The sequence below is a fragment of the Exiguobacterium sp. SH3S1 genome, from assembly GCF_004337105.1.
GTDB classification, from domain to species: Bacteria; Bacillota; Bacilli; order Exiguobacteriales; family Exiguobacteriaceae; genus Exiguobacterium; species Exiguobacterium aurantiacum_A.
In genome coordinates, this window is sequence record NZ_SJUW01000004.1 from 149,298 (window position 1) to 161,524 (window position 12,227).

Here is a 12,227-nt window from a genome sequence, read left to right on the forward strand (position 1 = left end):
CGATCCCTATTTACTGAAAGTTAGACACGTCGTCGACCACGACGTCACCGTTTGAATCAAGTAACGGCGTGATGCCACCACCCGTCCCGACCCATGTCTGGATGTAGTTGACACCGGTCGCTGTGTCGACGAGTACCATAACTTGGCCAAGTTCCGGCAACTGTTCCGTCAATTTGACTTGAAAACGTGTCGCCCCTGTCACTTCCTCGTCTGTTTTTTTCTTGAATAACATGACATCCCGCCTTCCTACTGTTAACTGTACGCAACATGACCCTTTGTTTCAATGAATGCGATATCTCCAAGGCTGACAAATCCTAAACCCGTTCATTTTTGTTTAATATGACTCTAAAAAAACACGCCGACCTCGGCGTGTTTAGGAATAACTCCGTTCGATGACAAAACTTGTCTTGTCCCCTCGGAAATATGAACGTGAGTACTCGATCGTTTTTCCCGACGCGTCCTCGGTCACCGTCTCGATATAAAAGCACGGTGTTCCGAGCGGACAGTCGAGAAGATCGCTTATCCGTTCGTCGGCGAGCGCGATCTCGAGCGCCTCGGTCGTCTTGGCGACGTGGACGTCGTGGACTTCCGCTAGCGTTTGGAACAGGGAATGCTCGGCCTGGTCTTTCGTGATACCCGGCGCGATCTGCCACGGGATGAACGAGACCTCGTACTGCGTCGGCTCCCCGTCGGCGTGACGGATGCGTTCGATCTTTTGAATCGGCGCTTGCTCGTCGACCGTGAATACGTCCGCGAGCTGAGCGTTCGCCGAGACGACCGACAAGTCGATGAGCGACACTTGCCCGCGCTTGCCTTGGATGGCGAGCTGGGCCGCGTAATTGTTCGGCGTATGCGATAACGTCTGCCGGACTTTCTTCCCGGCGACGAACGTGCCGCGCCCTTGCTGGCGGACGAGATAGCCTTCCGTCGTCAACTGGTTGAGCGCGCCGCGGACCGTCGTCCGGCTGACGTCGAACTCTTCGCATAACGCGTACTCGGTCGGGAATTTCTCGCCTTCTGTATAATGCCCGCTCTTGATGCGGGACAATAACTCTTCTTTGATGGCTGTTTGAAGCGTCGACTGCGACATTCTGTCACCCCTTTGTGTCATCCTTCTTTCCTTTATTCTGATACAGCAAACATACAAATGCAAATACAAAAAACAATTTGTATTATTTGTACTTTTTATATTGCGACAAGTTGTACTATTTGTTATATTTGTTACAACAAAAAGAAATCGCTTTCACAAGGAGGAGTTGGCACTATGGCAGTCAAGGTCGTCATCATCGGTGGAGGTTCGAGTTATACCCCCGAAATCATTGAAGGTTTGATCCAGCGGCAAGCGACGTTTCCGGTTCGGGAGATCGTTCTTGTCGACATCGAGGAAGGAAGAGACAAATTAGACATCGTCGGCCGTCTCGCCGAACGGATGATTCAAAAGGCAGGCGCAGACATCAGACTCAGTTGGACGCTCGACCGGAAAGCCGCACTTGTTGGCGCCGACTTCGTCTCGACGCAGATCCGCGTCGGTGGACTGAAAGCCCGCGCCTTGGATGAACGCATCCCGCTCAAGCACGGCTTCATCGGGCAAGAGACGAACGGTGCCGGTGGCTTGTTCAAAGCGTTCCGGACGATCCCGGTCCTCGTCGAGCTCGCTAATGAGATGGCGGAGATTTGCCCGGACGCGTGGCTCGTCAACTTCACGAACCCGGCCGGTATCGTCACCGAGGCCGTCTTGCAGCACTCGGCCCACAAAAAAGTCATCGGCGTCTGCAACATCCCGTTCAACATGCGCAACTCGGTCGCTGAGATTTTAGACACGCCGGTCGAACGTGTCGCCATCGAATTCATCGGACTCAACCATTTCGTATTCGGCCGCCACGTCTGGGTCGACGGGGTCGATCGCACGGACGACGTGCTCGCGTCACTGAATGCCGGCACCGACTACTCGCCGGCGAACATCGTCGGGCTCGGTTGGAGCGAGTCGTTCTTGAAATCGCTCCGCATGTTGCCGAACCCGTACCATCAATACTATTTCCAAACGGCGGACGTACTCGCGAAAGATCTAGCGGCGTATGAACAGAACGGGACGCGCGCCGAGGTCGTCCAGCAAGTCGAGGCGCAACTGTTCGAGAAATACAAAGACGTCGAACTCGACGTGAAGCCTGTTGAGCTCGAACAGCGCGGCGGCGCCTATTATTCCGACGCCGCCTGCAACTTGATGGACTCGATCTACAACGACCGCGGTGATATCCAGACTGTGAACACACTGAACCGCGGCGCGATTCGCGATTTACCGGACGACGCCGTCATCGAAGTGAACGCCGTCATCACGAAGGCTGGTCCACGTCCGATTTCAATCGGTGCGTTACCGCTCCCGATCAAAGGACTCATCACCAACTTGAAGACGTTTGAACAGCTCGCCATCCGCGCAGCGATGTCCGGCTCATACAACGACGCCTACCTCGCCTGCCTGATGAACCCGCTCATCCAAGACGAGAAGAAAATCGATGTGCTCTTGCGCGATTTGTTCGACGCGCACGAAGCGTACTTACCCCAATTCAAGAAGGAGGTTTACTCATGAACAAGTTTATCGAAATCGCTGGGCGCATCGGCTCCCAGCGACACTTAGTCGCCATCCGTGACGGCTTCGTCTCCGTCATGCCGCTCATCATCGTCGGTTCGCTCGCTGTCCTTATTAACAACTTCCCGGCTATCAATTTAGGTGGCCTCTCGCTCGACTTCGTCGGCATGATGAACAATGCGTTCGGCGAAGGCAGCTGGCAAGGACTCGGCGGCAATATTTGGACGGCCTCGTTCGCCATACTCGGGTTACTCGTCGCTTTCTCGATCGGGTATAACTTGGCCCGGTCATATGGGGTCGATGGACTCGCCGCCGGTATTTTATCGGTCGCGTCATACATCATGCTCGTGCCGGTCACAGAAGACTGGGGCTTAAACTTCGCTTGGCTCGGTGCCCAAGGATTATTCGTCGCCATCATCGTCTCGATCGCGGTCACCGAACTGTTCCGTTACCTCATCAACACGAAACTGACGATCAAGATGCCGGAAGGCGTGCCGGGCGGGGTCACCCGTTCGTTCCAAGCACTCATCCCGTCGATGCTCATCTTGACGCTCGTCGCCGGGGTTCAACTGTTCATGACACTCCAAGTCGAGCTCAGCATTTTTGAAGTCATCTTTAAAGTCATCCAGCAACCGCTTCAAGGGTTCGGCGACTCGCTCGCGGCCGGTCTCGTCATCGCCTTCTTGAACCATATCCTTTGGTTCTTCGGACTTCACGGCACGAACATCATCGGTTCGGTCATCGAGCCAATCTATCTCCCGCTCATCGAGCAAAACTTGGCCGCGTTCCAAGCAGGTGTGTCGGCGTATGACGTGCCGTACACGGTGACTAAACCGTTCCTCGACTCATTCGTCTTCATGGGCGGATCAGGTACGACGTTCGCCCTGCTTCTCGCCATCTTCATCGTCGTCCGCAAACAGCGCAACCACCCGTACCACCAAGTCGCGAAACTGTCGGCGCCGGCTGGACTGTTCAACATTAACGAACCGGTCATCTTCGGTCTCCCGATCGTGTTGAACCCGGTCATGTTGATCCCGTTCATCTTGGTACCGGTCACGCTCACGATCGTGTCGTACGTCGCCCTCTCAACGGGCATGGTACCGAAGACGGTCGCCATCGTGCCATGGACGACGCCACCGATCATCAGCGGTTACCTCGTCACCGGCGGTAGCGTCCGCGGCGTCTTGCTCCAACTCGTCAACTTGACGATTGCGACGGCGATGTATATCCCGTTCGTCATGGCAGGGGCGAAAGCGATGACGGCCGAAATCAATAAAAATAAAGCAGAAATCAACGAAGGAGAGAAAATCAGTTGAAGACAGAAAGCATCCAACAATTATCGTTCATGATCATCTTACACGCCGGCAACGCCCGCTCGTCGGCGTTCGAGGCGATCGCCGCCGCCAAACGCGGCGAAGGTGAACTCGCCGAAGCGAAAATGAAAGAAGCGGACGAGGCGTTTTTAGAAGCCCACAAGCTTCAAACCGAACTGTTGCAGGAAGAGGCACGCGGTGCGACGAGCGACATGAGCGTCCTGCTCGTCCACGCCCAAGATCACTTGATGACGGCAATGACCGTCAAAGAACTTGCGATCGAGATGGTCGACATGATCACTCGACTCAACCAATTGGAGGAACTGAAATGAACATCTTACTCGTCTGCTCGGCCGGTATGTCGACATCGATCCTTGTTGAAAAAATGCGCACCGAGGCTGCCTCACGTGGCTTGGACGCGACAATCGATGCCATCCCGGAATCACGCTTGAAAGAACAAACGAACGTCGACGTCATCTTGATCGGACCACAAGTCCGCTACCTCGAAGGTAAGATCAAGGCATCCGTCACGGTACCGGTCGCCGTCATCGACAATATGGCTTACGGGCTCATGAAAGGCGACCAAGTGCTCGACCAAGCGCTCGGTCTCGTGCAAAATGCATAAGACGCACGTCTTGATCAACGCCGACGACTTCGGATTGACGACCGGCGTGAACCGGGGCACCATCGACAGTCACGTCCACGGCATCGTCAATTCGGCGACACTTATGATGAACGGCTATGCCGTCGATGAAGCCGTCGCGCTCGCAAAACTTCATCCCGCCTTACACGTCGGCGTGCACCTCGCCTTGACGTGGGGACGGCCGCTCGCAAAGACAAGTACACCGCTCACGAAAGAAGACGGGACGTTCCGCTACACGAACCGGTTTCTGACGGAAGCGGCACCCGACCCTGAGCTCGTCTACCTCGAGTGGAAAGCGCAAATCGACGCGTTCCGCGCGACGGGACTGTCGCTCCATCACCTCGACAGCCATCATCACGTCCATGGCTGGCCGGCGATCCAAGACGTCATCGTCCGTCTCGCCGAAGAATATGGCACGACGTTTCGGGCCTTAACGACACTCGATGCACGACGGGACTTGTGGGTGACCGAGCGGTTCAGTGACCAGTTCTACGGCGATGGTGTGTCTCGGGCAACGCTCGACGCAATTCAACCAGGCGACTCGATCGAGGTCATGGTCCACCCGGCCGACATCGATGAGATTTTACCAAGCGTCACGTCTTACCTCGTGCAACGCTTACTGGAAAAGCAGCTATTGATCGACTATGAGCGCCCTGATTGGTGGGTGTAGAAAAAGAGAGTTGTTCACCGTTTGCCGGCGAACAACTCTCTTTTCTGTTCGTAGATTAACCAGGTAGACCTCTTTCTTGTCTACTCATGTCTTCGATCACAATATCGTAAATCTCACCTAGCGACGCACAATATTTAACGAGATCCCACGGTTCGTTCGTGTGAAAATGAATCTTGATTAGATTTTCGTCCCCGACTGCCAACAAACAATCTCCCGCGAAGCTTGTGTTGATGTACTCAAATATCGCATCTTCGGACAGTTGTTCCCCTTCGATCAACAGTTGTGTATCATATTTGAATTCTATCATCTTGTTCACCTCGCATTTCAATGGATAGACTGCAAAGAATGTAATGGTTACTATCTAGTGCTAGATTATCTCTTTTCGTCCCGATTGGCAAATCAGCCGTCGCTCTTCAAACTTCTAAAGGTTGAACTGGCGTTGGATCTGTCGCGCGACCGTTTCGGCATCAAGGTCCGTGTTATTGATCCGCAAATAGTTGTCGACATCGATCTCTCCGTCACGCGAGTTCAAGCGGTACAGCGTCGCCGTCTGCTTCAATTCGGCCTCGGACCAAGCGATATCCCGTTTCGTCGGCTTATGTGCCAGCCGATTCTCGGTCGTGTTCCGGGCGAGCCGCTCCTCGATGTCCGCTTCGAGTTCGACGTAGTAGACGTCCGCCCCGTGCGACTCGAACAGTTCCGCCACTCCTTCGATGTAGGTCCGGTCTTCTTCCATATCAAACGCCCAGACGAACGTGAAGATCAAGCCGGGCTGATCGCTTTTCGCGACCGCTTCGAATAACTCGTGCCGAAACAGTTGGACGAGCCGGCGCCCCTCGTCCGTCCCGTAATCAAAGAACGGGCTGACGAGATCGATCGTCATATGGTTATGCAGTAACTTCAACCCTGTCTGCTTCGCAAGCTCCTGTCCGACCGTCATCTTGCCGACAGCTTGTGGACCGATCAGTATGACAAGCTTCATTCTTCCCCCGTCCTTTATCCATTTCTTGCTAGCATACCATAAGGCTCGAGTCCTCGAGTAGGAAGAGCGAAAAGCGAGCGACATGAGACGTCACTCGCTACTTTTTATTGTTCGAACGCCCGGCGCAATACTTCTTCTTCCTCGGCGTGACCTAAGTTCCGATTGACGACGCGCTCGATGTCGATGTCGAGTTCGTCTTTCAACAAGTTGGCACTCCGGTCTTGCCCGATGATGACGACATCGCTCCATTTGTGCTTCTTGTGCAGCGAGCGAATCTCACCGGCGACGTCGCGATAAAATTGTCGGACTTGTTTTTCTTTCCGGCTGTCGAATTGGTCGACTTGACTACTCGACGATGCATGTCCACCAGCTCCGCGGCCTTGGTACCGTCTCCATTGATCGGTGTCTAAATCAAGATCGAATACGACGATGTCTTCGACTTCACCGAGCCGCGTATCGTACACCGTGATGCTGTCGAGTTGAGCCAACAAGATGCCCGTGTTCGGGAATTCAGCGTCAAGTTTCTCGATTTGATCCAAATTCGGCTTGTCGCCGTAATGGAAATCATTGTCGACATCGAGTTGCAGGAAGTGGAGCTCGAACAAGCCATCGTTTCCTTCCGCGAACAAGACGATACTGCGCAACAGCTTATGTTCGTTGCCCATAATCTCACGCTCGGCCCGTTCCCGGACGCCCTTGAACGCTTTCAACTTCGCCTCGTCCCCGCTCTTGATTTCTTGTTCGAGTCGGCGCAGCTCATTCTTCAAATGAATCTCCCACTTGTCGCGTTCGCTCGGCTTCGTACTTAAGTAGAGACTCAGTACGCCTGCCTCCGCGTTATGCAGTTGCTTAATTTTTCCGAGTTCTGTTGATAATGCCATGTCGTTCCCTCCTTAGTAGATGAAAGCAACAAGATACCGGTGATAAACACAGACATGATTGCGACCATTGAATAATTGTCTTGTATCCTTCTAACAACTTCCTCATCCGTTGTTCGACATATCATTTAATGGTTTCGCTAGACAAGTTCCCGCCGTAGACATAAAGAATGATGTTGGCACTAGACTGGTCAGCTGTTTTAGATGTTTTCAACCTTTCTCGGAGACATTTAGACCTGATTCCTTTCGATCGGAAGCTTCGACTGTTTGCGTAACGCGTATAGTTTTTGCAAGTTGAGGAACGTGACTTTCAGGACGGCATAGAATGGGACGGCGAGCAGCATGCCGACGATACCGGCGAGGCGTCCCGCAACGAGCAGGACAAGAGTGATGGTGATGGGATGGACACGGAGTGACTTGCCTTGAACGAGCGGTGAGATGACGTTGGCGTCAAGCTGTTGGACGATGGTGATGGCGATGATGACGTAGAGCGCTTTGACCGGCTCGTCGATGAACGCAATCAGAACGGCGGGTGCGGCCCCGAGAAACGGACCGAAGTAAGGGATGATGTTCGTTGCGAAAATGAACAGACCGAGCGGCAGGAAGAACGGGACGTCGAGCAGCCAAAGAGCGATTGTCGCGAAGAAGCCGACGAACGTGCAGACGATGAGCTGGGCCCGGACGTAACGTTTGATCGTCTCATGCATGTCATGCAAAATGTGGCGGGCGTTTTGTTCGTACACCTCAGGGATCCAACGTACGATTGCCGTCGACAGCTTGCCCCCGTCAATGAGCATGAATACGTACAAGAACAGGGCGATGAACAATGTGAACAGTCCAGACACGATCAGTGCGAGCACGCGTCCGAGCGAACCGGCGACGGTGCCGATGAGTGATCCGAGCGCGTCGGTCAACTGGCGAATCCACGTCTCGACCGATGTCGCGTTCTGCTCGGCATAGTCCCGAAACCATTCGTATTCCTCGAGCCGTCCGTACAGCAGCAAAAACTGGCGGTAGCTCCCTTCGGCAAAACGTGGGAACGCGTCAAGCAGCGCGAGCAGTTGCCTTGTGATGAGCGGTCCGAGCGTGACGACGAACAACACGGTGAGCGTGAGTAACAACATGAGCACGCTCATGATTGCGAGCGAACGCCGTTTCCATTTGATCTCAAGGAAATCGACGAGACCGACCGTCAAATAAAACAAGATGCCGGCGAACAAGAACGGTGTCAGTACGGTCGCGAAAAAGATGCCGACCGGATAGAACAAAAACTCGACTTGTTTCGCCATGAAGATGATCGTCAAAATGAGCAGTACCCAGATCCCGTTACGGAACGCACGCGTTGTCCAAAAGGGCTGCATGGACGTTTCCCCTTTCTTGAAGGATATCTATTTCATTCCCGATTTCCGGAAGTTCATTCCAACCCCATCTGCTTGCCCCATCAAAATATTGTTTATCCCCTCTTTATTTAAGGTATAGCTAATCATCTATGTATATGAAAGAAGGTGTCACCCTCGTGACTTGTCCACGCTGCGGAACGAAGACCCGCTCAAAAACAACTGCTTGTCCGACGTGTGGCCATCGCCCCCGTCGCTTGAAATGGATTGCCATTCCGACCGTGATTGCACTTATAGCATTCATCTCTATTTTAACAGTCGCCTATTTGAAAGAAGCTCCTCGTTCGACGGATTCACTCGCTGACAAAGTCAACTTGAACATCGCCGAAGACACCGTCTCAGCCGATAACGCTTCGACGATTGATTTAGCGACGCTTGAGAACAGTCTGTTTTCCGTCGGTGCCGGTACAGGGTTTTTGATCAGCCCTCAAGACGTCTTGACGGCTGCCCATAATGTTGAGGGGTTAACGACGATGACAATCGACCACGACGGGAAGAAACTAAAAGGAACGGTCGTCGGACGTACCGTCGACATCGCCGTCATCCGGATCAATCAAATGAAAGAGACGCCGTTCATGTTCAGCCACGCAATTGCTGCGGCGGACGAGACGCTCATCACGCTCATGCCGTCTAAACGGATCGAAGGCCAGATGACGTTCAATGAAACCGGGTATGAGCGCGAGTTCGATATCCCGAGACGGGCAATCGGCAGTCCGATTGTTGCTTCAGATGGACGGGTACTCGCCATGCACCTCAAGTCAAAAGCACTCCCGGTCGCCCTGTTCGAACAAGACGTGCTCGCGTTTCTTGAATCGGACACACCAGCGCCACCGTTAGCTAAACTAGCACCGGTCGCACCAATCACGCCACCTCGAAATGAGCAACCTGTGACGGAACCAGCGCCAGCGCCGCAACCAGAAGCCGAGGCCCCGGAAGCTGCACCAGAACCGGCCGCGCCTGCCGAAGAGCCGGTTGAAGACGCACCGGCAACGCCAGAGGAAACGCCAGAGCCTGAAGTCGTTGAACCGGAAGTGCCAGCTGAAGAACCGACGCCGCCTCCCGTCACAGAAGAACCGGTCACGCCGGAACCTCCTGTGACAGAACCGGCAGAACCGGTGGCGCCTGAAAAACCAGCGGCTGAAGCAGAGAAACCAGTCAAAAAGCAAGAAAGCAAACCGAAAGATCAGCCAAAAGAGAAACCGGTCACAGAAGAAAAACCGGTTAAAAAAGACCAACCCGCTAAACAAGAAAAGCATGTTGAAAAAGAACAGCCCGTTAAACAAGAAAAGCCCGTTCAAAAAGAACAACCTGCTAAACAAGAACAGCCTGTTAAAAAAGAACAGCCCGTTAAAAAAGAACAGCCTGCCAAACAAGAAAAGCCTGCTAAACAAGAAAAGCCTGCTAAAGAAGAAAAAGCTAAACCGGTTGCCACAGAGCGAGACGAAGAAAGCACGCCTTCCGACTAAATCGGAAGACGTGCTTTTTACTCGCCCTTATTCAATTTGCGTTGCACGTTACCGACCGCGGCCCCGAGTAACAGCAGCAAAATCGATAGCATCCAAAACGGGATCGCGTCTTGCAAGAGCCAGACGAGAAATGCGCTCAGCGCGATGACGCCGCCGAGCCAAAGAAAATTCCACTGTCCCATATGACTCACCTCGCATCTATCATAGCACATCAATCCGGTGCGCCGCCGCCTGGGGCGGCAATGATTTCGTCATCATCTCACTATGCTCGACCCGCACGAATTGGCCGACCAAGAGCGTCGATATGTCCTCGATCTGCTCGTCTAGATGAAACACGATGCCGTCGAACGGTTCAGCCTCCAAATTCGGTGCGACCCGAATTCGCGCTGCCCCGAGTTCGACGATATAGCCCGTGAACGTGACCACGTTGATTCCTCCTTCCCCCAAATGCGCTCCCCCTCTTTTCTTTTCCCATTTTTTCAAATAATGCTACTTCATGAAGCGATTGACTTGTATAATAAAGCGACAATCACAAAAGCTGGGAGGGACCTCATTTGAAACACACCATCGACTTACACACCCCAGACTTTCAGCGCACCTTCCTTGAGATGATGCTCCTTGAAGAGTTGATCGAAGACTATAACGCCGAGGCCATCGAGACGCTCATCGTCCGCGGCGAGACGGCTTTCCCGAACGACCCGTTCTTCCCGGCGATGCGCGCTTATCCGCTCATTCGCGAAGGCGATTTCAAGACAGCCAGACAAGTGCTCGAAACCGCGAGTACGATGGGCGACCATTACCTCATCCATTGCCTGCACGGCGCCCTCAGCGAAGACGCCGGGTTTACGTTTGAGGCCGAGCAACATTACTGCCGCGCCGTCGAGCGCTATCCGGACGTGCCGATGACACGGCGCGCCCTTGCCGTCCATTACTTCAATCGTAAATTCTACGGCGAAGCGGGCTTACACATCATGCACTACGTCCGTCTCGCCGGTTTCAGCGAAGAGACCGTGCCGATGTTACTCGAATTCTTCCAAGCGTTCGACGAGATTCCGCTCGAGATGAACGACGAGCTGCTCAAAGCCGCAATCGGCTATTTGAATGCAAATCCGCGAAACCCGCGGGCCCATTCGCTCTATGCCTCGATTTGCAGCCACCGGGTCGAGATGCTCGTCAAACGTTTGCCGGAAGACGGCCAACTCGACGACGAGACGATCGCGACGCTGCTCGAAGTCGAAGAGCACGGCATGTGGAGTGCGACGTACGACGATAGTGAGGACAAAATGTTCCGCGCCATGTTCGCCGACTATATCGATAACGTCGTCTTGCCGAACACGTCCCGAACGTATGTATATCGCCTGCGCCTGCGCTACTGGTATCATCGCCTGACCCACCGCCTGACCGGGGGCTATGCGGATACGATGCGACAATCCTAAACGACAGCCCGAACTCAAAAAGAGTTCGGGCTGTCGTCGGCTTATGGTATTGAACGCTGTCTAACTCACCCCATATACGGGTGAATCGGTCCGCGCAGTTCAAATGAGTAGTCCTCGTGATTGACGATGCCGACCGTTTCATCGCTCTCAAGCAATTGAACTAAAAACTCGGCCATCTCTTCGGCCGTATGGTACTTCGCGACGTTTTCACTGTAATCGAAGTTCTCTTCCTCGCGGGCCCGGCTCGCGAATCCGGTCTCGGTCGCAGCCGGTGCGAGCACTTTCGCCCGCAGCTTGTCCCCGTTTTGGATGAGTTCTTGGGCGAGTCCTTCCGTGTAGGCGCTGACGAAGAACTTCGTCGCGCTGTACGTGACCCCTTTCGCCGCGATGCGGTAGCCGACGACCGAGGCAATGTTTAGGAGTGTCGCCCCTGCGACGTTGTGGTAGTCCCGAACGTACAAGTTCGACAAGACGGTCAGCGCCTCGACGTTTAGACGAATCATGTTTTCCATTTTCCCGACTTCGGCGTCTTTCACAAGATTCGAGTCCCCGAACCCAGCGTTATTGATCCACGTCTCGATATCGAGGTCGGCGAGCGACTCATAGAGTGCATAGACGTTTTCACTATATGACAAGTCATTCGTTTTGAGGATGACGTCGCTGTCTGGTGAGATCGACTTGATCTCGTCACGCAATTTTTGAAGCTCGTCCGTGCGACGCGCGACGAGCACGAACGATTTCCCTTGCTTGGCAAGCTGCTTCGCCGCCTCGTAGCCGATGCCTGAACTTGCCCCTGTGATGACCGTATATTTCATTCAAATTCCCCTTTTCCATCTAAAATGCGTTCTATCCCGTCAT

General features: G+C 53.7%; 16 protein-coding genes. 7 read left to right on the forward strand and 9 right to left on the reverse strand.

Annotation, left to right across the window (positions count from 1 at the left end):
• Positions 1 to 10: 10 nt before the first annotated feature.
• Together EVJ26_RS06390 and EVJ26_RS06395 are read right to left on the reverse strand one after the other, a co-directional pair.
• A complete protein-coding gene (locus tag EVJ26_RS06390) occupies positions 11 to 232 on the reverse strand; it encodes a DUF6440 family protein (protein WP_071398173.1) in 222 nt (73 codons plus the stop codon).
• Between the two features lie 141 nt (positions 233 to 373).
• Positions 374 to 1,090, reverse strand: coding sequence for a GntR family transcriptional regulator (locus tag EVJ26_RS06395; RefSeq protein ID WP_131468877.1), 717 nt, complete (start codon positions 1,088 to 1,090; stop codon positions 374 to 376).
• Between the two features lie 174 nt (positions 1,091 to 1,264).
• On the opposite strand from EVJ26_RS06395, the gene EVJ26_RS06400 reads away from it, so the two are divergent.
• The 5 genes from EVJ26_RS06400 to EVJ26_RS06420 are packed head-to-tail and all read left to right on the forward strand — an operon-like array spanning position 1,265 to position 5,210.
• Positions 1,265 to 2,584: a 6-phospho-beta-glucosidase gene (locus tag EVJ26_RS06400; RefSeq protein WP_131468879.1), complete on the forward strand. Its 1,320-nt coding sequence runs from the start codon at positions 1,265 to 1,267 to the stop codon at positions 2,582 to 2,584.
• Positions 2,581 to 3,900 (forward strand): PTS cellobiose transporter subunit IIC, encoded by a 1,320-nt coding sequence (gene celB / locus EVJ26_RS06405; protein ID WP_131470099.1) that lies wholly within the window; start codon positions 2,581 to 2,583, stop codon positions 3,898 to 3,900. Before EVJ26_RS06400 ends, celB begins: the two co-directional genes overlap by 4 nt.
• A gap of 29 nt (positions 3,901 to 3,929) precedes the next feature.
• The gene (locus EVJ26_RS06410) at positions 3,930 to 4,229 is read left to right on the forward strand and encodes a PTS sugar transporter subunit IIA (protein WP_035386318.1); all 300 of its coding nucleotides are present in this window, start codon (positions 3,930 to 3,932) and stop codon (positions 4,227 to 4,229) included.
• The gene (locus tag EVJ26_RS06415) at positions 4,226 to 4,522 is read left to right on the forward strand and encodes a PTS sugar transporter subunit IIB (protein WP_131470100.1); all 297 of its coding nucleotides are present in this window, start codon (positions 4,226 to 4,228) and stop codon (positions 4,520 to 4,522) included. Before EVJ26_RS06410 ends, EVJ26_RS06415 begins: the two co-directional genes overlap by 4 nt.
• Positions 4,515 to 5,210, forward strand: a complete 696-nt coding sequence (locus EVJ26_RS06420; protein WP_131470101.1) for a carbohydrate deacetylase — start codon at positions 4,515 to 4,517, stop codon at positions 5,208 to 5,210. The genes EVJ26_RS06415 and EVJ26_RS06420 overlap by 8 nt, the downstream gene beginning before the upstream one ends.
• A gap of 55 nt (positions 5,211 to 5,265) precedes the next feature.
• Here the strand turns inward: EVJ26_RS06420 and EVJ26_RS06425 are convergent, their stop codons facing one another.
• The 4 genes from EVJ26_RS06425 to EVJ26_RS06440 form a co-directional block, all read right to left on the reverse strand.
• Positions 5,266 to 5,517 (reverse strand): dihydroxyacetone kinase, encoded by a 252-nt coding sequence (locus tag EVJ26_RS06425; RefSeq protein WP_035386313.1) that lies wholly within the window; start codon positions 5,515 to 5,517, stop codon positions 5,266 to 5,268.
• Between the two features lie 114 nt (positions 5,518 to 5,631).
• A complete protein-coding gene (locus EVJ26_RS06430) occupies positions 5,632 to 6,192 on the reverse strand; it encodes an AAA family ATPase (protein ID WP_070328491.1) in 561 nt (186 codons plus the stop codon).
• 104 nt (positions 6,193 to 6,296) lie between these two features.
• Positions 6,297 to 7,073 carry a VLRF1 family aeRF1-type release factor gene (locus EVJ26_RS06435; RefSeq protein ID WP_131470102.1) on the reverse strand — a complete coding sequence of 259 codons (777 nt, stop codon included), beginning with the start codon at positions 7,071 to 7,073 and terminating at the stop codon, positions 6,297 to 6,299.
• 227 nt (positions 7,074 to 7,300) lie between these two features.
• Positions 7,301 to 8,431, reverse strand: coding sequence for an AI-2E family transporter (locus tag EVJ26_RS06440; RefSeq protein WP_131470103.1), 1,131 nt, complete (start codon positions 8,429 to 8,431; stop codon positions 7,301 to 7,303).
• Positions 8,432 to 8,586: 155 nt separating this feature from the next.
• Between EVJ26_RS06440 and EVJ26_RS06445 the strand changes: the two genes are divergently transcribed.
• Complete coding sequence (locus tag EVJ26_RS06445) at positions 8,587 to 9,933, forward strand: S1 family peptidase (RefSeq protein ID WP_131470104.1); 1,347 nt, start codon at positions 8,587 to 8,589, stop codon at positions 9,931 to 9,933.
• Positions 9,934 to 9,950: 17 nt separating this feature from the next.
• Here EVJ26_RS06445 and EVJ26_RS14460 read toward each other — a convergent pair whose 3' ends face one another.
• The gene (locus tag EVJ26_RS14460) at positions 9,951 to 10,115 is read right to left on the reverse strand and encodes a hypothetical protein (RefSeq protein WP_167615699.1); all 165 of its coding nucleotides are present in this window, start codon (positions 10,113 to 10,115) and stop codon (positions 9,951 to 9,953) included.
• A 19-nt stretch (positions 10,116 to 10,134) separates the two neighbouring features.
• Positions 10,135 to 10,359: a DUF3221 domain-containing protein gene (locus tag EVJ26_RS06450; RefSeq protein WP_131470105.1), complete on the reverse strand. Its 225-nt coding sequence runs from the start codon at positions 10,357 to 10,359 to the stop codon at positions 10,135 to 10,137.
• Between the two features lie 128 nt (positions 10,360 to 10,487).
• On the opposite strand from EVJ26_RS06450, the gene EVJ26_RS06455 reads away from it, so the two are divergent.
• Positions 10,488 to 11,369 (forward strand): tetratricopeptide repeat protein, encoded by an 882-nt coding sequence (locus tag EVJ26_RS06455; protein WP_236633332.1) that lies wholly within the window; start codon positions 10,488 to 10,490, stop codon positions 11,367 to 11,369.
• A 65-nt stretch (positions 11,370 to 11,434) separates the two neighbouring features.
• On the opposite strand, the gene EVJ26_RS06460 is transcribed toward EVJ26_RS06455, so the two are convergent.
• Complete coding sequence (locus tag EVJ26_RS06460; RefSeq protein WP_131470106.1) at positions 11,435 to 12,184, reverse strand: SDR family NAD(P)-dependent oxidoreductase; 750 nt, start codon at positions 12,182 to 12,184, stop codon at positions 11,435 to 11,437.
• Positions 12,185 to 12,227 lie beyond the last annotated feature (43 nt).

What these genes read in the sequence shown, in the direction of transcription:
- celB (WP_131470099.1), top strand. Translation starts at nt 2,581, where the DNA reads ATGAACAAGTTTATCGAAATCGCTGGGCGCATCGGCTCCCAGCGACAC.
- EVJ26_RS06440 (WP_131470103.1), bottom strand. Translation starts at nt 8,431, where the DNA reads ATGCAGCCCTTTTGGACAACGCGTGCGTTCCGTAACGGGATCTGGGTA.
- EVJ26_RS06460 (WP_131470106.1), bottom strand. Translation starts at nt 12,184, where the DNA reads ATGAAATATACGGTCATCACAGGGGCAAGTTCAGGCATCGGCTACGAG.
- EVJ26_RS06425 (WP_035386313.1), bottom strand. Translation starts at nt 5,517, where the DNA reads ATGATAGAATTCAAATATGATACACAACTGTTGATCGAAGGGGAACAA.
- EVJ26_RS06415 (WP_131470100.1), top strand. Translation starts at nt 4,226, where the DNA reads ATGAACATCTTACTCGTCTGCTCGGCCGGTATGTCGACATCGATCCTT.
- EVJ26_RS06430 (WP_070328491.1), bottom strand. Translation starts at nt 6,192, where the DNA reads ATGAAGCTTGTCATACTGATCGGTCCACAAGCTGTCGGCAAGATGACG.
- EVJ26_RS14460 (WP_167615699.1), bottom strand. Translation starts at nt 10,115, where the DNA reads ATGGGACAGTGGAATTTTCTTTGGCTCGGCGGCGTCATCGCGCTGAGC.
- EVJ26_RS06395 (WP_131468877.1), bottom strand. Translation starts at nt 1,090, where the DNA reads ATGTCGCAGTCGACGCTTCAAACAGCCATCAAAGAAGAGTTATTGTCC.
- EVJ26_RS06420 (WP_131470101.1), top strand. Translation starts at nt 4,515, where the DNA reads ATGCATAAGACGCACGTCTTGATCAACGCCGACGACTTCGGATTGACG.
- EVJ26_RS06400 (WP_131468879.1), top strand. Translation starts at nt 1,265, where the DNA reads ATGGCAGTCAAGGTCGTCATCATCGGTGGAGGTTCGAGTTATACCCCC.
- EVJ26_RS06435 (WP_131470102.1), bottom strand. Translation starts at nt 7,073, where the DNA reads ATGGCATTATCAACAGAACTCGGAAAAATTAAGCAACTGCATAACGCG.
- EVJ26_RS06390 (WP_071398173.1), bottom strand. Translation starts at nt 232, where the DNA reads ATGTTATTCAAGAAAAAAACAGACGAGGAAGTGACAGGGGCGACACGT.
- EVJ26_RS06410 (WP_035386318.1), top strand. Translation starts at nt 3,930, where the DNA reads ATGATCATCTTACACGCCGGCAACGCCCGCTCGTCGGCGTTCGAGGCG.